A 19,951-nucleotide genomic window follows, 5' to 3' on the forward strand; every position below is an offset into this window, starting at 1 on the left:
CTATTGGTCGAAGCGGCATATAACCCAGTGGGGAACATCGATATTTTGGTCCCCACTGGGCTCCTTGCAGGTAGGCCTCCTACCAGGCGTTATATTGCAGATACTTGCCGCACATCTCGACCTTGACCCTGTCCCCTTTGGGGCTTGGCACGCGGGTCACACTCATGTCGAAATCGATGGCAGACATGATACCGTCACCAAATTCTTCATGAATCAGCGCCTTCAATGTTGGCCCATAGACGCCGACAATCTCATAGAAGCGATAGATACAGGGATCCGTCGGGACCGCTTGTTCCCAAACCTTGTTCGGGCTTTCCGCCAGCACCTCGGCCGCCTCGTCCGGCAGCCCCAAAACGGACACCAAGGCCTTGGCTTTCTCAAGCGGAAAGGCATTCATTCCAACGCAGGCAGAATGGGTAAAAACCGGCGACATTTCGATCTTCGCGGCAATATCACTCCAGCCCATACCAGCCTTTTTCTTGGCTTCCAGAATAAGAATTGTCACATCATCTTTGGTCAACATCTTGTCTCTCTCCTGTTATTGAATACGGTTTATTGACTGGCAATATAGATGGTCTGGATCAGGCAGATCAGCAGCAGCAAAGCCGAGATGGCTTTCCAAGCCTGCTCCGGCAGCCTGTCAAACAACGGCCTCTTTGATTGGGATTGATAGCGAAGGCTGGGGGTCCGCATGGCTGCCTCAAACTCAGACAAGGCGTCAAACCGATGCGCCGGAGACGGAGCGACCGCACGCCGCAATGCATCATCGAGCCAATCGGCGATGGCTCGCTTGTCACTGTGGGCGCGTTTGTATCTCAGACGCTTGAGGTCGGAGGCCTTGCGCATCTGCGAAACCTGAATGCCGTAAGGCAACGCGCCAGTCAAAAGTTCATAGGCGATGACACCTAGGGAAAACTGATCCGATTGCCAGCTGATCGCGTCATGAATGTAATATTCCGGTGCGGTATATTGCACCGTACCCATGATCTCGGCTTCGCAGGCATCAGGGCCTGCTTCCTGCACACCGGCCACATAGACCGATCCGAAATCAATGATGGTCACCCCGAGATCCGGCGTGATGATGATATTTTCTGGCCGCAGATCCTGATGCAGCATTTCCCGCCGATGCAAGGCACGCAACCCCTTGATGATCTGCTCAAGGATTTCCCGGCACATCTCAATGCTGCGATCGGGATTGTCATGCATCCATTGGCGAAGGGTCTGTCCGGCCACATAATCGGTCAGAATATACAGGTGCGAGCGTTGTCCATGGGCCTTGGGTGCGGACATCAGATAGTCACTATCCAGTCGTCTTGCGACCCATTCCTCAATCATGAAACGGCGCATGGCCCGCTCGTCGGCAAGAACTTCGCTGGCCGGTATCTTGAAAGCCACTTTCTGCCCATCCGGCAGAGCAGCCAGAAAAATGTGTGAGCGGTGATTGGCATGCAGCTCCCGAAGGAGCATGATGCCGTCAATCACATCTCCTGCCTTTGGGGCAACCGGGAAGGGCTTGAGATCCCCGTCAGGCGAAAAGACCAACGCGTCATCATCAGGCACGCGATCAATCAGCAAGATTTGCAGAGTGGCATTGTCATCACAGCCCCGCGCCATCGCCGCCTCGATGATCTGCCCGGCAGCCCGGTCAAGATCGTCAGACGTCGCGATGGCGTCAATAACCAGATCCTTGTCCCAGAATTCGTGCGCCCCATCGGTGCTCAGAATAAAGACGTCGCCTTGCGATAGCCGCTCCTGCCGATAATCGATCTCGACCGCACTGTCGACGCCAAGGGCACGGGACAAGACCGTCTGGCCATCAGCCGTTACGCTGCGATGCGCCCGCGTCAGGGGTTCCAGCGCACTGCCGGAAAGACGCCAGATTCGGCTGTCACCAACCGTGAACAAGTGGGCCGACGGCCCCTTGAAGACAGCCGCGGCCAGAGTGCAGACATAACCATGGTCCGGATCGCTGATACCCTTGAAGCAACTTTGCGCATGCAGCCAGCTGTTGGTCGCGCTGATAACACGAGAAATGGAGTTTTTGACCGACCAGGCCTCCGGCGTCGCATAATAATCGCTCATCAGGGATTTGATGGCCGTGTGCGCCGCGGTCCGGCCATGATCCGAGCTGGAGATTCCGTCGGCAATCGCAATCAGAATACCCTTCGAAACCAAGGCCGAACCTTCGGGCAAGCTGGCGCCGTAAAAATCGTCATTGCGTGCCTTGGGACCAGTCGCACTCGCCTGACCAAGGGAGACCATGGCCTTTGCCTTATCAAACAGGTTTGGTGCACTGGATTTCAACAAAGCAAACATCTCTGACTGGGCGTGGAAAGAGCAGGCTGGATGGCCAGGCTGGATGGCAAGACACCACCCAGCCCTTTGGTTTCATCTCACCTCAAGGGTGACTGCGCATCACTCAGCCGGTTCAGCAACCGTGCCGACTGGACGGCGCGATGGCGAGGTGCGGAAATGAGTCGCGTAGATCATGCCGCCCACGAAGGTCAGACCACCAACGAGGTTGCCGACAATGACCGGAATTTCGTTGTAGGCGAGATACTCGAACCAACCGAAATTGCCGCCCAGCATGATGCCTGATGGGAACAGGAACATGTTGACGATGGAATGCTCGAAGCCGAGATAGAAGAAGACAAGGATCGGCATCCACATGGCCATGATCTTGCCCGACACAGTGTTGGACATCATCGCAGCAACCACGCCGGTGGACACCATCCAGTTGCACATCACCGCCCGAATGAAGACCGTCAGGAAGCCAGCAGCACCCGCTGCCGCATATCCCACCGTACGGGTCTCACCGATCACTCCGATTTTTTGCCCAACCGCATTCGGCTCTTGCGAGAAACCCATGGTGAAGATGATCGCCATGAAGATGGCTGTGGTCATCGCACCGGCAAAGTTGCCGATAAAGACCAGTCCCCAGTTGCGCAAGACGCCGCCCCATGTCACGCCAGACCGTTTGGCAAGAAGCGCCAGAGGGGCAAGCGTGAAGACACCGGTCAGAAGGTCAAAGCCCAGCAGATAGAGCATGCAGAAGCCGACCGGGAACAACAAAGACGCAACAAGGAAGTTGCCGGTATTCACCGCAATGGTCACTGCAAAAGCCGCAGCCAGCGCCAGAATGGCACCCGCCATATAGGCCCTGATCAGCGTATCCTTGGTGGACATGAAGACTTTTGCTTCCCCAGCTTCAATCATCTGGACCGCAAATTCAGAGGGTTTCACATATGCCATAGAACAACTCCTAAAAGGCTCATTCGCTCCCGCAGGAGCAGTTGGGATCTAGGCAAAATGGGGCTAGCCAGCCTGAGCGGGTGAATTGTCTGAAAAGGGAGCAACGAAGGGAATCCGTGTGCGGTCACGCCGCAAGAAAGACCGCGTGTTTGTCAGGGCTGGATAGCAACATTGCCTATGGATGTCCGCCGTTGGACAATCAATAAAAGGTTCAATAAACCTGATCTCACTTATGCATGGAGCGTGCCAGTTCCCGGAGTTATTCGGTAAACTACTTAGTATCAAACACTTAATAAGAAGACTGAAGAAGAAGACTGAAAAAGAAGGCTCACATCGGTCTGGGCGACCGGCCTCAAGCATGAACAAAAATTAATCTATTTTTCCATGATGGCTAAAATTTAACCAACCTGTCATGGTGGGGCTGCCTTCTACCAACCACCATATGCAAGCCCAACCTACACGAGGACAGATCGTTCGGCTTGCCCGCTTCATGACACCCGGACATCACCTGTCAGCAGAGATGGCCTCAAGGGGAAACAACGCCTCAAAGGCCTTCGTCCCTTTTGGCGAGAAGGCGATGACCCGTGTTGCCTGATCGCGCCTGAGCCACGCCAACGCTTCAAAACGCGCCAGAAAGGCGCGCCCGAGACTACCCGCCAAATGCGAGCGCCGCTCGCTCCAGTCAAGACACTCCCGGCACAAAGACGCCCGCCCTTTGCTGAGCGACGCGAGGTCGATACCAAGCTCGGCGACAAAAGCTGCACCGGATGCAGTGAGAACCAGCGCATCATCCTCAAACACCAGATGACCTTGTGCAACCAGACTGTCGAACATCTGCGTGCCCATGTCACCGGCCAGATGATTGTAGCAAACCCGCGCCTTTCTGAGCGCATCATCCTTCGGCCCGGTGCGTCGGCGCAAATGGCCCGCTCCAGCCGCAAGCCCCATCAACCCTTCGAGCACATGAGCAACCTCATCGCTTGCCAGCGAGAAATATTTGTGTCGCCCCTGCTTGCGCTGCCGCAACAGGCCTCCGCGATCAAGCTTGGCAAGATGGGCACTGGCAGTCTGCAAGGTAACACCGGCTTCTGCCGCCAGTTCACTAGCCGTCAAGGCCTTGCCCGACATCAGCGCGGTCAACATGTTGGCACGCGCCGGGTCGCCAATGAGGGCTGCAATCTGGGCTATGTTTGGTCCTTCTTTCATAGTTCGACCATAACCGAAGCATCAACGTCAGGCAATGGGCTATCCTCGCACCAATCAACCAAAGGAGATCACCATGCTGACCTGCATCATCCGCTATCACATCGACCCGACGAAAAAGCAGCAATTCATCGACTATTCTCAAAATTGGGGTCAGGCCATTCCTCGCTGTGGTGCCGGCCTCATTGGCTATTATGCCCCGCACGAGGGATCCTCGACGCTGGCCTATGGTATCTACAACATCCCCAGTCTTGCCGCCTATGAAGCCTATCGCGAACGCCTGAGGGCCGACCCGCTGGGGCAGGAAAACTATGCCTTTGCGCAGAAAGAGAAATTCCTGCTGCGGGAGGACAGAACTTTCCTGAAATGCGTCTCGTCTCCCACGCCATCGGAGCCGCACTCATGATTGCGGTGATTTTCGAGGTTTATGTCACCGAGGGGCGCAAGGCCGATTATCTCACCATCGCCGCGGCCATTCGCCCGATGCTCGAACAGATTGATGGCTTCCTCTCGGTTGAACGCTTCCAGAGCCTGACCGAGCCGAACAAGATGCTCTCCCTGTCTTTTTTCGAGCATGAAGACGCCATAGCCCAATGGCGCAATCTTGCAACCCACCGGCAAGCACAAGGCAAGGGACGAGCTGAGGGGCATGACGCAGTGTTTGACGATTATCGCCTGCGTGTCGCCAGTGTGTTGCGGGACTATGGCAAATTCGACCGACAGCAAGCCCCAATAGACAGCGAGGAAAAAGATTAGTCGCGAAAAAATCCGCCAAGCAACATGCGCTCTCCCACCCATCCAGCAAAGCAGTCACCTCTGGTGGATGGGTGGGGAGCGACCACACGCCAACGCCCTCATACAACCGCTTGAGCAAAGATCCAATAAGTCAGAGCAATAAATTGGACGAATATTTACAAAACAAACCAAGAAAAGCACAAATAATCTTTCAAAAAGATCCGGTCATTCGATCATTGATTTAAATCCATTGAAGAACAGCCCCATTTACATATAAGTTAAAAGAAATATTGAATCTTCAAACGAATAACCAACAATGTTTTTGCAAAGACGGTGCATGCCTTGAGGAGCGCCCCAAACAATGGGAAGGCAAATCGCGTGAAGACTTCAAGACAATTGGAACCATCAAAAATCCCGGTCCTGCTTCTGGTTGGCATAACAACCGCACTGGGGGGGCTAACAGTCATGGGAATCTGGCTGTTACAACTCGAGTTTTTTGTCACCACCTTCCCAATCATCTTTGCGATGCAGTTCAACACCGCTTTGTGCTTTGTGTTGACAGGCGGGGCCTTCATTGTCACTGCCATCTATCAGCCGGTTACGCCCCACTTCCTGAGCGCCCCGGCGGGACTTCTCGCGGGTCTCTCGCTCCTTCAATATTGGTTCGGCACGTCAATCGGCATCGACACCTTGCTGCTTGATCCCTTCGTGAGTATCGGCGCGTCAGAGCCCGGACGAATGTCTCCCACCACAGCGATTTGTTTTTTGCTTGTGGCTATCGGCCTTTCCCTGTCCCGCGCGGACAGTTTCAGAAAGGCCCGCATGGGGTTGGGGCTAGCGACTATCTGCATTGCCACCTTCACCGTGATCGGTTATGCCATTCATCTGGAATCCAGCCTCGACTGGATCGGCGTGCCGCGCATGTCTCCTCATACAGGCATCGGTTTCATTGCCTTGGGATTTGGGTTGGTCCATACCGGTTCGAACAATGGGCGCATCTATGTGATCCTCTTGGTCGCACCTTTGCTGCTGATCCTGTTTGCCTTTTTTGTGCTTGTCACCCAATCATCCTCGGATCTCTCGCAGTTGATCATGACGTATCTTCTGCTTGAAGACAAACAGTCCGAGACAATGAACAAGCTTTCCATTGTCATTGTTGCTGCCGTCCTGCTCTATTTGGGCTTGACCCTTTATGCATTGTGGCACGCCCGACGCAGTATCCAGAACATGAGGGCCGTCGAAAGAAGCAAGGCGCAGATGGCTGCAATCATCGATCAGGTAACGGACGGCATCATCCTGATTGACGAACGAGGCAGCATTCTGTCTGCCAATGAGGCAAGCGTCGATATGTTCGGCTTTGAGAGAAGCGAGATGATCGGACAAAATGTCTCCATCCTGATGCCTCAGGATATTGCCAAACACCACCAGAGCTATCTCGAAAACTCCGATCAAAACAGCATAGCCAAGATCATCTCCAACTATCGAAAGCTGGAAGCCAGGCATAAATGTGGCCGCACCTTTCCGATCGAATTGTCCGTATCCCGGATCGACGCGCAGGAACAGGTCATGTTTAGCGGCATGATCCGGGATATCTCCCATCGCAGGCAAACCGAAGCCGCCTTGCTGGCAGCCAATGCGGAACTGGAGGACTTTGCCTACCGCACATCCCATGATCTGCGCTCGCCCATCGCATCAGCGATCGGACTGGTTCGCATTTGCGAAACACAATTGCAGGACAGAGAACTGGCCCTCCTTGAGGAAAATCTGACGCGTCTGCATAACAACTTTCTGCGCCTCGACAGCCTGATTGAAAACATCATCGAGGTCACACGCGCCCGCCTGATGGTGGAAGGTCCGACTGAGTTTCCGGTTCGCGAGACGATCGAAGAACTGTTGACCGAGTTGAGCCATCTGGATGGCTATGCCGACATGACCTTGCACATCGACATTGATCCGGAGCTTGCCATCGAAACCAGTCTGACCAAGTTTCAGATGATCATCAGAAATCTGCTTTCCAATGCCGTGAAATACCGCGACAGGAACGAAGCCAAGTCCAAAATGCATATTTCCGCTCAGCAATCGGACCAAACTCTGGTGCTGACATTCACCGACAACGGTATTGGGATCCCGCCAGAGGCTCAACCGAAATTGTTCGAAATGTTCAGGCGCTTTCATCCCAAAGTAGCGGTCGGGAGCGGTCTGGGAATGTATATCATGAAGAAATGCTCGGAAGCGTTAGGCGGATCGATCCGGTTTGAACCACAGCCCAAAGGCAGCCGTTTCATCCTCGAACTGCCAAATGGAGGATATGATGTCCCTGAGGAAAATCCTGATCGTCGATGACGAAGAAGTCGATCAATATATCTGCAAATATGTCATCGAAAAATTCGACCCGACCATTGCGACCCTGTCTGCCTTTAATGGCAGGGAAGCGCTCGACATTCTGCGCCAAGACGACCCTGATGCGATCATTCTCGACATCAACATGCCAATCATGAATGGCTTCGAGTTTCTCGAACGCTATGCCGCGGAGTTCGACAACCATGTGCCCGTTGTTGCGATGTTGACCAGTTCGATCCATGACCACGACAGGGACGTTGCCTTGCGCTACGTCTTCGTCGATGTCTGCTTCCAAAAACCACTCACCGAGGACCATCTGGCACAGCTGGCAAACACCTGGGAGCAATCCACACAAAGCTGATGTCACGCGCATCTCGCAAGCCCCGTCAGGAACAAACCGGGCGCAAGCACAGCATCCGCTGCGCTACATCAGCATCAGCCTGTAGTCGATGGACCAAATCTCGCCCTGCGCCAATGACACCCCTGTCGAGCGATCGATTTGCAGATCATTGCTGTCAAAATAGGATGCAATCGGCTCGACACCCAGACCCACAAAAGGTGCGGATTGATGAGTATCGAACTGGGCCGGATGGGCAATCCACAACAGGCAATGGGGGAGCTTCTCGGCCTCCCATTGCAGCCGAATGGTCTGTCCAACGTCTCCAAAAAACAGATCCGCTCGCCCCTCGGTCTGCCACAGCTGCACCAGATCCTGCTGATCAGACAGAGGCAGATCATCAAGATCAACAAAGCAATCGGCGGCCAAAGCCGCTGTGGCAGGTCGCAGACAATCAGGGGCTGCCTGAGCCGGACCGGAAGCCGGGATCGACAGAGCCAGCTTCCCATCCTTCATCGGCATCCGAAAAATCGGATGCAGACCAATGGGCAGGTGACAGGCTTGACGCGCTTCCACCACCAGACGGAAATCCACCGCCGCCTCCCCCGGCACAAGCCGGATATACCGTTCGAGCCGCCGGATCACATGAGCAGGCGGATAATCGATCTCCAGTGTGATCGCCGTCTGGTCGCGCTCGATCATCCGCCAGGGACGGTTCGAGCAAAAGCCGTGATGCTCCCCATCAGCAGCAACCGATCCAAACGGCACGCACGGCCATTCCCCGCCGAGGGTTTTCAGATGCGCCGCTCCACTGGCCGGTGGCGTTGCGCTGCCATGCAGCCAGTCCGCCTCGGCCAGCGGATGAAACGGACGCCCCTCGGGGGTCTGAAAGGCAAGATGATGCAATGCCGCACCGAATGACCAGACCTGAGCACTGGCATGACTGGAAGCAAGCGTCCAGATTTCGGTTTGAGGTCCAGCGCGACGTTGGTTCAGCATAATTGGATCTATCCGTCTTTAGCGAATGCGTTCTGTGGTCGCAGGGTCAAAGAACACGACCTTTGCCATATCAAAGGCAACGGTGGCGCTTTCCCCGGCATTGACCGCCGCATTGGCCCGCATGCGGGCAATGGCCTGCTTGCCGCCCAGATGCAGAATGGCGAAGGTGTCCGAGCCCGCAGGTTCGACCACATCGACCATACATTGCCGCTCGACCACCTTGTCGGAGGTGCGGTCCGCCCCATGCGGGTCGGTCAGGGCTTCGGGGCGGATGCCCAGAACCACAGACTTGCCGACAAAGTCGCCCAGCGAGCCGGGATCACTGACCGGCAGATCAAAGTCCGCCCCGCTGGCATCCTGCAAGGTCACCGCGATGCCCTCACCCGCTTTCTTGACGCTGGCAGGCACCAAGTTCATCGAGGGCGAGCCCATGAAATCGGCCACAAACATATTGACCGGATTGTCATAGATCTCGGCAGGGGTGCCGAATTGCTGCAAATAGCCATCCTTCAACACGGCGATCTTGCTGGCCAGCGTCAGCGCTTCGATCTGGTCGTGGGTCACATACACGATGGTGGTGCCCATCCGTTTATGCAGCCGCTTGATCTCGGTGCGCATATCGACACGCAGTTTGGCATCAAGGTTGGACAAAGGCTCATCGAAGAAGAAAACCTGCGGATCGCGCACAAGCGCCCGGCCCATGGCCACACGCTGACGCTGACCACCGGACAGTTGCCCCGGCTTGCGGTTCAACAACTCGCCAATCTGCAACATGTCAGCCACCCGCTTGATCGCAGCTTCCCGCTGTTCCTTGGGCACCTTGCGCACTTCCATACCGAAGCTGATATTCTGCGCTACGGTCATGTTGGGATAAAGCGCATAGGACTGGAACACCATCGCGATATCGCGCTTGGAAGGCGGAAGCCCCGCAACAGACTTGTCACCGATCCGGATTTCGCCCGAAGTGACTTCCTCCAGCCCGGCAATGGTATTGAGCAAGGTCGATTTGCCACAGCCGGACGGGCCGACCAGCACCAGAAATCCACCATCCTCGATTTCCAGATTGATGCCCTTGAGCACATCGACATTGCCATAGGACTTGTAGAGATTTTCAATGGAGAGAGATGCCATAGTCCTATCCTTTGACAGAGCCGGCCATCAGGCCACGCACGAAATAGCGGCCAGAGACGATGTAAACGACAAGGGTGGGGAGTGCAGCCAGAATGGCCCCGGCAAAATGCACGTTATATTCTTTGACGCCGGTCGAACTGTTGACCAGATTGTTGAGCGCAACCGTGATCGGGATCGAGTCAAAGTCGGCAAAGGACACGCCAAACAGGAAGTCATTCCAGACGTTGGTAAACTGCCAGATGACGGTCACCACAAAGATTGGTGCCGAGTTAGGCAGCATGATCCGCCGGAATATCTGGAAGAAGCTCGCACCATCAATCTGGGCGGAGCGGACCAGTTCGGTCGGAAACGCCTCATAATAGTTGCGGAAAAACAGCGTCGTGAAACCAAGACCATAGATCGTGTGCACCAGCACCAGCCCCGGCGTGGTACCGGCCAGACCGAGCAAGCCCAGAATACGGGCCATCGGCACCAAGACAATCTGGAACGGAATGAAGCAGGCGAGAAGCAAAGCCCCAAAAATGATGCTGTCGCCCTTAAAGCTCCATTTGGTCAGGACATAGCCATTCAACGCCCCCAAAATGGTCGAAATCAGCACCGCAGGCACAACCATGAGGATGGAGTTGATAAAGAAGGGCTTGAGACCGGACGGATCAACCCCGATCTGGGCCGTTGACCAGGCCGACAGCCAAGGGGCAATCGTCCAGTCCTGCGGCAAATTCATCATGCCGCCACCGCGGATTTCATCCAGCGGCTTGAAGCTGTTGACCACCATCACATAGAGCGGCAACAGATAATAGATGGCAAACAGGATCAGGGCGACATAGATCACAGCACGGATCAGGCGATCCGACATGGATGATGGGTTGGAGACGGATTGGGTCATCTCTTGTCTCCACTTCTCATTTCGCTATAGAGATAGGGCACGATGATCGAGAAAATCATGATCATCATGATGATGGCAGACGACGCGCCAACCCCCATCTGGTTGCGGGTGAAGGTGTAGCTATACATGAAGGTCGCGGGCATCTCCGTTGCCCGGCCCGGACCACCGCCGGTCAAGGCGACGACAAGGTCATAGGCCTTGATCGCCAGATGAGCGAGAACCACAAAGCTCGACAGGAAGACCGGACGCATCATCGGAATGATGATCTTGCGATAGATGGTGCCTTGCGAGGCGCCATCCATTTCAGCGGCCCGGATGATCTCGGTATCCACCCCACGCAACCCGGCAAGGAACATCGCCATAACGAACCCGGATGACTGCCAGACAGCAGCCATGACAACGGTATAGATCGCCATATTGCGGTCTTTGATCCAATTGAAGTGGAAGCTCTCCCAGCCCCAGCTATGCAGGGTTGCCTCAAGACCGATGCCCGGATCAAGAAACCACTTCCAGGCAATCCCGGTGACGATGAAGGACAAGGCCATTGGATAGAGATAGATCGGTCGCAGAACCCCTTCGCCGCGGATTTTCTGATCCAGAAAGATCGCCAACAACAAACCAAGCAGCGTACATATGGCGATATACAAGAAGCTAAAGACACCCAGATTGGTGAGCGCCGTGCCCCAATGTCTGAGCTTGAAAAGTTTTACATAATTGGAAAGTCCGATCCATTCGTCAGACGGCAGCATCCGCGAATTGGTCATCGAGAGATAACCGGTATAGACGATGAAGCCATAGACGAAGATCAGGACGAGAAGGAAGCTCGGCGCAAGCACGATGCGCGGCACCCAGTCACGAATGCGGTCCAGCATGGGTCTCTTTCACGTAGGGGGCTGGTGAATTTGACGTCCTTGGAGGCCGGAGACGAAACACCTCCGGCCAATGTCTGACCAATTTGCGAACTGTCAGACGTCCTTAAGAGGACTATTTGGCTGCTTCAACAGCATCGACCATTTCTTCAGCAGCGGTGGCCGAGTCAAATTCGCCGTTGAAATGCGCGGTGATGACATCGAACATGGCGCTCTTGATGCCATCCGGCACAGCATGGCCATGGGCCATGGAGCCGAACAGACGACCATTTTTGGCAGCGTCGCCAAGATCAGCCATGCCTTTTTTACCGCAATCATCAAAGGCATCATTCGGCACGTCGGTGCGTGCTGGAACGGACCCCTTCACAGTATTGAAGGCGATCTGGAAGCCCGGATCCATAACGGCAGACGCCATTTTCTTCTGAGCGGTGCCACCTTCTTTCATGTCGAACATGGCAAACTGGTCAGAGTTGAAGGTCACCGCACCTTGCGTGCCCGGGAAGCGGATGCAAACAAAGTCTTCGCCCGGCGTCAGTTTGGACTGCAGGAACTCGCCCTTCGCCCAGTCACCCATGACCTGCATGCCAGCTTCACCCTTGATGACCATGGCGGTCGCAAGGTTCCAGTCACGACCGGAGAAGTTGTCATCAACATAGCTGCGCAGTTTGGCCATACGATCAAAGGCTTCAACCATCTTGGCACCGCCAAGGGCTTCTGGATCCAGATCGATCATCGCAGCCTTGTAGAAGTCGTCACCCAGTGACAGAACGACGGAATCGAAGATCGTGCCGTCCTGCCAGGCCTGACCACCATGGGCCAGAGGGGTCACACCCTTGGCTTTCAGGGCATCGAGCATGGCAATCAGCTCGTCCCAGCTGGTTGGCGCCTTGCCCCCCACTTCATCAAGCAATTTCTTGTTGATCCAGACCCAGTTGGTCGAGTGGACATTCACCGGAGCGGCAATCCAGTTGCCTTCATATTTGGAGAATTCCTGCAAGGCGGGTGGTACCACGTTGTCCCAACCTTCAGCTTTCGCGATGTCATTCAGATTGCCAAGCACGCCCTGCTTGGACCAATCCTTGATGTTGAAGCCCATCATCTGAACGGCGGTTGGTGGGTTACCGGCCGTCACACGCGCACGAAGTGCGGTCATGGCAGACACACCGGAGCCACCGGCCACTGGCATATCAGCCCATTTAACACCTTGTTTCTCAAGATTTTCTTTCAAAACATTGAGAGCAGCAGCCTCGCCACCAGCGGTCCACCAATGGAGAACTTCAACATTCTCATCAGCAAAAACCGGGGTAACGGCGAGGGGAATAGCAACGAGGGCAGCACCAACAGCGGTGCCGGTCAGGATCGATTTCAGTTTCATTCTGTTTCCTCCCAGTGTGAAGTCTGAATCTGGACGCATTATAACGTTGTAATAATAAATGGTGTCAATTGATTTTTTTACGGACCTTGGGCTAGGCTACGACAACAGGCAAAGGAATGATCGGGAGATCCGGCCGAACCGGACTCAAAAAAACCACGCAATGGACCCCAACTCGATGGCCAAAAAAGCCCCAATCTCGGACCTCATTCCGTCAGGCACGCGCCCGACCCAACAGACCATTGCCGACATGACGGGGCTGGCGGTGACGACCGTTTCAAAGGCCCTGCGCAGCGATCCGAAAATTTCTGAAAAAACCCGTCTGCTGGTTGAAAAGGTCGCCAAGGAAGTGGGCTATGTGCCTGACCGTGCGGCCCAGCGCTTGCGCACGGGAAAAACCCATGTCATCAGCCTGATCCTTGATCCCCACAATGAGATTTTAGGCTTTGGCAATTCGATGATCACAGGCATTGTCGAAGCCCTCCAAGGTACCAACTATCACCTTAATATCACACCGCATTTCACGCCCGGCCACATCATGGAACCGGTGGTCAACATCGTCCGTAACGGCTTGGCCGATGGGTTGATTTTCTCTCGCACCCGGGCACTCGATGAACGGGTGCGGTTCCTCTCAGAACGGGACTTTCCCTTTGTCACCCATGGGCGGACCGAATTCAGCAAACAGCATAATTTCGTCGATTATGACAATGAGGCCTTCGCCTATCAGGCCGTCATGCGCCTGGTGGCAAAAGGCTGCAACAAGGTCTGTATCTTGTTGCCCTTGAGCAAATTCACCTTCTACCAACATATGCGCTATGGCTTCATGCGCGCAGTGCGGGAAACCGGTGTCGATCACCTGCTGCCCGAGGATGTGTCCCTTGATTCGCCATCTGACCAGCTTGTGGCATGGGCAAAGGGGCTGGCCGGGACCGACGCCATGCCCGACGGCATCATATGCCCCGGCGAGACCTCCTATTTTGCGGTGGAAAACGGCTTTGCCGCAGGCGGAAAAAGGCAGGAGCAAGACTATTGCGTCGTCGCCAAAAGTGTATCCGCCGTACTGCCCCTGAACAATCCAAACCTCGATCTGATTGCCGAGGACGTCAAGGAAGCAGGCTTTCTGATGGGGCAATCCCTGCTTGAAGTGCTGTCCTCACCGGAAAAGGCGCCTCGCCAGATTCTGCAAGAGCCAACCTTGAAATTTCCGATCTAGGTCACCGATAAAAAAGCAACGGGCTTCCCTGATGAAGATCAGGAAAACCCGCTGCCACCTTGACCCTGGGAAGAGATCATAGGCTTGGGAGAGACTTAATCGCGTTTCGACAGCTCTTCAGAGAAGGCGCCCAACCGCTTGTAATCCGCATAAATGGCTTCATAGGCCTTGTGGGCTTCCGGATCGGGTTTGAAGACTTTTTCAACTGGGCTGTGCATCGCTGCTTTCGCCGCTTCAATATCCTCATAGGCCCCGGCAGCCGTCGCCGCAAAGATCGCCGCACCCCGGGCACAGCATTCATCAGATGCCACAACGCTGATTTCACGGTTGAGCACATCGGCGCAAATCTGCGAAACCAGATCGGACTTGCGGGCAATGCCGCCGATGCCAACGATACTCTTGACCGGAATACCTTCGGATTCGAACCGTTCGACAATGGCCCTTGAGCCAAAGGCCGTCGCTTCAATCAGGGCCCGATAGATAGATGGAGCCGTCGAGCCCAGATGCAACCCGGACAGGATCGCCTTGATCGTCTGATCCGCATCCGGCGTCCGCCGTCCATTCAGCCAGTCCAGCGCCCGCTCGCCATAGGCTCCCGGCGGCAACTGGGCAGCAGCCTCTTCAAGCTGCGGCAGCAAGGACCCCGCCTTGGTATTGCTGCGCCGGTTCCACATCAAGACGCGTTCAAACCAGGCAAAGACATCGCCAAAAGAGGACTGCCCTGCTTCAAAACCGATATAACCCGGCATCGCACTGCCCGGCACCTGACCACAAATGCCATGCACCAACGTGTCCTTCACCTCTTCCGGTGGGGCGATCAGAATATCGCAGGTCGATGTGCCCATCACCCGCACCAGCGAGTAAGGCTCAATGCCCGCACCAACCGCACCCATATGACAATCAAACGCGCCGACTGCGACCGGGATATCTGCATCCAGCCCCAATCGTCCAGCCCATTCATTCGACAAGGTGCCCGCAGGTTGATCACTGGTCACGGTGTCTTGATAAAGCGGACTTGGCAGATTGCCGAGGCACGGATCAAGCGCCGTCAGCCATTCGCGGCTCGGCAGGCCGCCAAATTCCGGGTGCCACAGGGCCTTGTGCCCGGCAGAGCAGCGGCTGCGAACAATCTTCGCCGCATCATCAACACCCGTCAGCACCGATGGCACCCAATCGCACAATTCAACCCAGCTGGCCGCGGCCTGAAACACTGCAGGATTGCGCCGACCGACATTGAGGATCTTGGCCCAGTACCATTCAGAGGAATAAATGCCGCCAACATATTTGGTATAGTCGGGAAACTGGCCGGAGTGACACAGTGCATTGATCTCTTCGGCTTCGGCCACCGAGGTGTGGTCCTTCCACAGAATGCACATCGCATCCGGGTCGGTCGCAAAGCCATCCTTGAGCGCCAGGGCGGTCGCATCCGCCGTCACAGGCAGGGGTGACGAGCCGGTCGTGTCCACCCCGATACCGATGATTTTCGGCTTGCCCGGCGCCATTGACTGAACGGCGTCCCGCACGGCGGCGGTCATCGCTTCAAGATAGTCTGCCGGGTGCTGACGAAATTGTTGTCGCGTCGGCTCGCAAAAGCGCCCTTCTGCCCATCGCGGATAAGCCGCAACGGCGGCGGCGAGCTCATCCCCCCCCGCAACACTGACAATCACCGCCCGGACACTATCCGAGCCAAAATCCAACCCCAAGACACAAATCTGCTGATCAGCGGCCATGCCGATATCCTCCCATCGGTCGGTCGAAAGCCTCGCACCAGCATCCAAATCTTATGGATTATTCTACTCAAAAACTTTCGACACTCTTCTTTCCAAAGCGCACGTTTCAGATTAGAATATGGACTATTCTGATGCCTTCCAATACAGCAAAGCGCTAGAGATATGGACGATCATTCTAAATTTGATCCCAGCGCAGACCCACAAGTTCAAGGTCTGTTCAAGAAACTGGCCTATGACACAGCCCCCAAGGGAGCCGACGATGAGGTTGCGCCGCTTTTTCCCGGCTTTCAGTTCGACGTCAAATTGGTCGCCGGCATCACTCCCATTGAGAGCGGCGGCCCACTGGATTTCTATATCGACCGCCCCAACGGCATGCGCGGCTGGATCATAAACCTGACGGTCGACGGCATTGGCCGGGTGTTTGACGGCCCCAATTCCTTCACCGTCGAACCGGGCGATCTATTGCTTTTCCCGCCGGAAGCACGCCATTTCTATGGCCGCGATTTCGACGCCGACAAATGGTGGCATCGCTGGATCTATTTCCAGCCGCGCGCATTCTGGAAACCATGGCTGGACTGGCATCAGGTGGTCGATGGCGTCCATATCTTGCGCAAACGCGACGAGGCCAAGACCAGCGAGCTGTTCCGCCTGTTTGTCGAAGTCGAGAAATGGGCCAAGTCTCCCGACAATCTGTCTGTTGATCTTGCCTTCAACCGACTGGAACATATCCTGCTGCAATGCGCCCGGATGACCCGTTCCTCAAGCATGAACACACCAACCCTTGACGACCGCGTGCTGGCGGCTTGCTCCCTGATTTCCGCCAATCTCGACAAGCCGCTATCAGTCAAAGACATTGCCAGCCATGTCTGCCTGTCGCCTTCTCGCCTGTCACACCTGTTCCGCAAGAATATCGGCACCGGCGTGGTCCAGTGGCGCGACGGCCAGCGGGTGCAATATGCAATGCAGATCCTGCGGGTCACCAATGTGCCAATCAAGTCCCTCTCCCAAATGGTCGGCTATGAGGATCCACTTTATTTCAGCCGCGTTTTCCGTCGCCATACCGGCATGAGCCCGCGCACCTTCCGCGACAAGAGCCTGCACAACATCACCAGCAACGGCACCATTTCGCCGCTCCCCGGGGACGCAATCGTGCAATTGCCGCTGCGCCCGGACTGATTGCCCTGATGGGCGCTCACGACGACGTGCCAAACCTGCCTCACAAACAAACACCCCCGAAAGATCGTGTCTTTCGGGGGTGTTCTGTTTCACTGCCCTCGCGAGGCGCGGGTCTGCGGGGACTCTTGTCTGACGCGAGGGCAGTCGGCCTGAAAATCAGGCCCTAAATCCCTTGGCAAAGTGCCAATAGACTTCATTCATGCGCAAATCCTGCTTGAAGCGCATGGTTTCAGTTTGCTCATCGATCAAGGCCAGTTCCATCCCGGCGATGGTAGCAAAATCATCAAGCATCTCCGAGGTCACATCGTAGCTATAGGCGGTGTGATGCGCACCACCCGCCAAGATCCATGCGGAGCATGCGGTCTTGAAGTCTGGTGCACATTCCCAAACCGCACGCGCCACCGGCAGGTTCGGCAGGTCAGGATGATCCACGGCCTTGACCTTATTGACGATCAGGCGGAAGCGATTGCCCAGATCAACGAAGCAGGCATTCAGCGCATCACCCTTCTGGGCATTGAAGACCAGACGCACCGGATCGGCCTTGCCGCCAATACCAAGCGGATGAATTTCCATTTGCGGTTTGTCGACGGCAATCGACGGGCAGACTTCAAGCATATGCGCACCAAGCACCTTCTCGGCACCGGGTTTGATATCATAGGTATAGTCTTCCATGAAGGACGTTGCCCCGGTCAGCCCATGACCCATCACTTTCATGGCGCGCACGAGCGCCGGGGTTTTCCAGTCCCCTTCCCCGGCAAAGCCAAAGCCCTTGGCCATCAGCCGCTGCGGCGCAAGACCGGGCAACTGGTTAAGTCCATGCAGATCCTGGAAGGTATGCGTGAAGCCAGTATAGCCCCCTTCAGTAAGGAAGGCCTCAAGCCCCAGTTCCTGACGCGCAGCATCCAGCAGCGAGGCACGCTTTTCGCCCCCAGCTTTCAAGGCTGGCACCAGATCGTAAAGCGCTTCATACTCGGCGACCAATGCCTCGACATCAGCCTCGGCAATACTGGCCATCCGGTCAACCAGATCGCCAACGCCCCAGCCATCAACCGCAAAGCCAAAGGCCATTTCGGCACCGACTTTGTCCCCTTCAGTGACGGCGACATCGCGCATATTGTCACCAAAGCGGCAGAAACGGGCCCCTTGCCAGTCATGCCAGGCTCGGGCAGCCCGCATCCAGCTATCAATCCGCTCCTGCACATCGGCCTCAGACCAGTGACCCACCACCACCTTGCGGCCAAGACGCAAGCGTGAATGCATGAAGCCTGCTTCCCGGTCGCCGTGAGCGGCCTGATGCAGGTTCATATAGTCCATGTCGATGCTGTCCCAAGGCAGGTCGGCATTGAGCTGGGTATGAAGATGCAGCACCGGTTTGGTTAGCTGGGTAAGGCCACGGATCCACATTTTGGCCGGCGAGAAGGTATGCATCCAGAGAATGACGCCGCCACAGGTCGGGTCAGCAGACGCCCGACGGCACATATCGGCAATCTCATCAGTTGTGGTGCCAACACCGGCAAACTCAATCGGCAGAACCAACCGCCCATCCTTGCTGAGCCCATCAACGACCGTGCGGGCATTCTCGGCAACCTTGCCCAGAGCCTCCGCCCCATACAGATGCTGCGAACCACAGATAAACCAGAATTTCAACTCTTTGAGTGCAATCATTTTCCTGCCTCTTCATATCCCGTTTGTTGTTGTCCCCATGGATGAAAGGCAGTGCCCGGTTGCCCCCATCTGCTAAGGAAGTCTGCTATTTTTGGCCATACCAGGCATTTTTGCCGTGTTTGCGCTGATAGTGATAATCAAGCACATAATCTTCCAACGACTGCAAAGGGTTGGAGATGGTGGCCGAAATGGTGGCCATATGGGCGATCTCCTCAAGGATCACAGCATTGCGCACCGATTCATCCGCATCCGCGCCCCATGCAAACGGTCCATGACCTGCCAGCAGAACCATCGGCACCGCCACCGGATCGAGGCCTTCAAAGCGCCTTACGATCGCTTCACCCGTCGCTCCTTCATAATCCCGCTCCACCTCTTGAGGGCTGAGCGGCGCCGTGCAAGGAACAGAGCCCGCGCAATAATCTGCCTGTGTCGTGCCAAGACAAGGGATCGACCGCCGGGCTTGTGCCCACGCGACAGCATGGCGCGAATGGGTGTGACTGACGCCACCAATTGTCGGGAAAGCCTTGTAAAGCACTGTGTGGGTGCGGGTATCCGAGGACGGTTTCTTGTCACCCCAGACGACCTTGTTGTCGAGATCAACCACCACCATGTCATCGGCGGTCATCACTTCATAAGGCACGCCGGATGGCTTGATAACCACCAACCCCGCCTCGCGGTCAATGCCTGAGACATTGCCCCATGTATAGAGCACAACCCCGCGTCGATTAAGCTCGATATTGGCTTCAAAAACCTGCTGTCGCAGTTCAAGCAACATGGGCAACCTCCCTCACCATCAACGCCCGAACGACAGGCCAGCTCTGCCCCGTTCCGGCGGATTTCTCAAAAGCCTCCTAAGGACAAGCCGAGCGGCTTGCCTCCGGACGCACTCCTCTGGTGAGAGTCTGGGCCGAAGCAATCGTCACCGCTAGAGGCTATACCGCCAATTATATGGATGATCCTGCCGTTCAAATTTGTGCCAATACTGGATGAAATCCAACTGCCGCCAGCATCGGCGAACCACATCATTACATGGCCTTTTCGCC

18 protein-coding genes are annotated in these 19,951 nt (G+C 55.7%); 6 read left to right on the plus strand and 12 right to left on the minus strand.

Features of this window, described 5'->3' with window-relative positions; translation table 11 throughout:
- Positions 1-79: 79 nt before the first annotated feature.
- The 4 genes from cynS to DSD30_RS17745 all read right to left on the minus strand — a co-directional run bounded on the left by cynS (position 80) and on the right by DSD30_RS17745 (position 4,458).
- Positions 80-523: a cyanase gene (gene cynS, locus DSD30_RS17730; protein WP_114011064.1), complete on the minus strand. Its 444-nt coding sequence runs from the start codon at positions 521-523 to the stop codon at positions 80-82.
- A gap of 29 nt (positions 524-552) precedes the next feature.
- A complete protein-coding gene (locus tag DSD30_RS17735) occupies positions 553-2,307 on the minus strand; it encodes a bifunctional protein-serine/threonine kinase/phosphatase (protein ID WP_198663026.1) in 1,755 nt (584 codons plus the stop codon).
- 108 nt (positions 2,308-2,415) lie between these two features.
- Entirely contained in the window at positions 2,416-3,252 is an 837-nt protein-coding gene (locus tag DSD30_RS17740) for a formate/nitrite transporter family protein (protein ID WP_114011066.1), read from the minus strand.
- Positions 3,253-3,756: 504 nt separating this feature from the next.
- Complete coding sequence (locus DSD30_RS17745) at positions 3,757-4,458, minus strand: ArsR/SmtB family transcription factor (RefSeq protein WP_114011067.1); 702 nt, start codon at positions 4,456-4,458, stop codon at positions 3,757-3,759.
- A gap of 73 nt (positions 4,459-4,531) precedes the next feature.
- Here DSD30_RS17745 and DSD30_RS17750 point away from each other — a divergent pair, with 73 nt between their 5' ends.
- The 4 genes from DSD30_RS17750 to DSD30_RS17765 all read left to right on the plus strand — a co-directional run bounded on the left by DSD30_RS17750 (position 4,532) and on the right by DSD30_RS17765 (position 7,891).
- Positions 4,532-4,861, plus strand: a complete 330-nt coding sequence (locus tag DSD30_RS17750) for an NIPSNAP family protein (protein ID WP_114011144.1) — start codon at positions 4,532-4,534, stop codon at positions 4,859-4,861.
- Positions 4,858-5,211, plus strand: coding sequence for an antibiotic biosynthesis monooxygenase family protein (locus tag DSD30_RS17755; RefSeq protein ID WP_114011068.1), 354 nt, complete (start codon positions 4,858-4,860; stop codon positions 5,209-5,211). Before DSD30_RS17750 ends, DSD30_RS17755 begins: the two co-directional genes overlap by 4 nt.
- 444 nt (positions 5,212-5,655) lie before the next feature.
- A complete protein-coding gene (locus DSD30_RS17760) occupies positions 5,656-7,533 on the plus strand; it encodes a sensor histidine kinase (protein WP_114011069.1) in 1,878 nt (625 codons plus the stop codon).
- Positions 7,502-7,891 (plus strand): response regulator, encoded by a 390-nt coding sequence (locus tag DSD30_RS17765; protein WP_114011070.1) that lies wholly within the window; start codon positions 7,502-7,504, stop codon positions 7,889-7,891. Before DSD30_RS17760 ends, DSD30_RS17765 begins: the two co-directional genes overlap by 32 nt.
- A gap of 63 nt (positions 7,892-7,954) precedes the next feature.
- Here the strand turns inward: DSD30_RS17765 and DSD30_RS17770 are convergent, their stop codons facing one another.
- The 5 genes from DSD30_RS17770 to DSD30_RS17790 all read right to left on the minus strand — a co-directional run bounded on the left by DSD30_RS17770 (position 7,955) and on the right by DSD30_RS17790 (position 13,121).
- Entirely contained in the window at positions 7,955-8,866 is a 912-nt protein-coding gene (locus tag DSD30_RS17770) for a hypothetical protein (RefSeq protein ID WP_114011071.1), read from the minus strand.
- 18 nt (positions 8,867-8,884) lie between these two features.
- On the minus strand, positions 8,885-9,997 hold the full coding sequence (locus tag DSD30_RS17775; protein ID WP_114011072.1) for an ABC transporter ATP-binding protein: 1,113 nt from the start codon (positions 9,995-9,997) through the stop codon (positions 8,885-8,887).
- A gap of 4 nt (positions 9,998-10,001) precedes the next feature.
- Entirely contained in the window at positions 10,002-10,883 is an 882-nt protein-coding gene (locus DSD30_RS17780) for a carbohydrate ABC transporter permease (protein WP_114011073.1), read from the minus strand.
- Positions 10,880-11,755, minus strand: coding sequence for a carbohydrate ABC transporter permease (locus DSD30_RS17785; protein WP_114011074.1), 876 nt, complete (start codon positions 11,753-11,755; stop codon positions 10,880-10,882). Before DSD30_RS17785 ends, DSD30_RS17780 begins: the two co-directional genes overlap by 4 nt.
- Before the next feature lie 112 nt (positions 11,756-11,867).
- Positions 11,868-13,121, minus strand: a complete 1,254-nt coding sequence (locus DSD30_RS17790) for an ABC transporter substrate-binding protein (RefSeq protein WP_171022124.1) — start codon at positions 13,119-13,121, stop codon at positions 11,868-11,870.
- A 181-nt stretch (positions 13,122-13,302) separates the two neighbouring features.
- Between DSD30_RS17790 and DSD30_RS17795 the strand changes: the two genes are divergently transcribed.
- The gene (locus DSD30_RS17795; protein ID WP_114011145.1) at positions 13,303-14,337 is read left to right on the plus strand and encodes a LacI family transcriptional regulator; all 1,035 of its coding nucleotides are present in this window, start codon (positions 13,303-13,305) and stop codon (positions 14,335-14,337) included.
- A 95-nt stretch (positions 14,338-14,432) separates the two neighbouring features.
- Here DSD30_RS17795 and DSD30_RS17800 read toward each other — a convergent pair whose 3' ends face one another.
- A complete protein-coding gene (locus tag DSD30_RS17800; RefSeq protein ID WP_114011076.1) occupies positions 14,433-16,067 on the minus strand; it encodes a ribulokinase in 1,635 nt (544 codons plus the stop codon).
- A 162-nt stretch (positions 16,068-16,229) separates the two neighbouring features.
- Here DSD30_RS17800 and araC point away from each other — a divergent pair, with 162 nt between their 5' ends.
- A complete protein-coding gene (gene araC / locus DSD30_RS17805) occupies positions 16,230-17,243 on the plus strand; it encodes an arabinose operon transcriptional regulator AraC (RefSeq protein WP_114011077.1) in 1,014 nt (337 codons plus the stop codon).
- A 156-nt stretch (positions 17,244-17,399) separates the two neighbouring features.
- Here araC and araA read toward each other — a convergent pair whose 3' ends face one another.
- Complete coding sequence (gene araA / locus DSD30_RS17810; RefSeq protein ID WP_114011078.1) at positions 17,400-18,908, minus strand: L-arabinose isomerase; 1,509 nt, start codon at positions 18,906-18,908, stop codon at positions 17,400-17,402.
- Between the two features lie 85 nt (positions 18,909-18,993).
- The gene (locus tag DSD30_RS17815) at positions 18,994-19,683 is read right to left on the minus strand and encodes an L-ribulose-5-phosphate 4-epimerase (RefSeq protein WP_114011079.1); all 690 of its coding nucleotides are present in this window, start codon (positions 19,681-19,683) and stop codon (positions 18,994-18,996) included.
- Between the last annotated feature and the right edge of the window lie 268 nt (positions 19,684-19,951).

The sequence above is a fragment of the Cohaesibacter intestini genome, assembly GCF_003324485.1.
GTDB classification, from domain to species: Bacteria; Pseudomonadota; Alphaproteobacteria; order Rhizobiales; family Cohaesibacteraceae; genus Cohaesibacter; species Cohaesibacter intestini.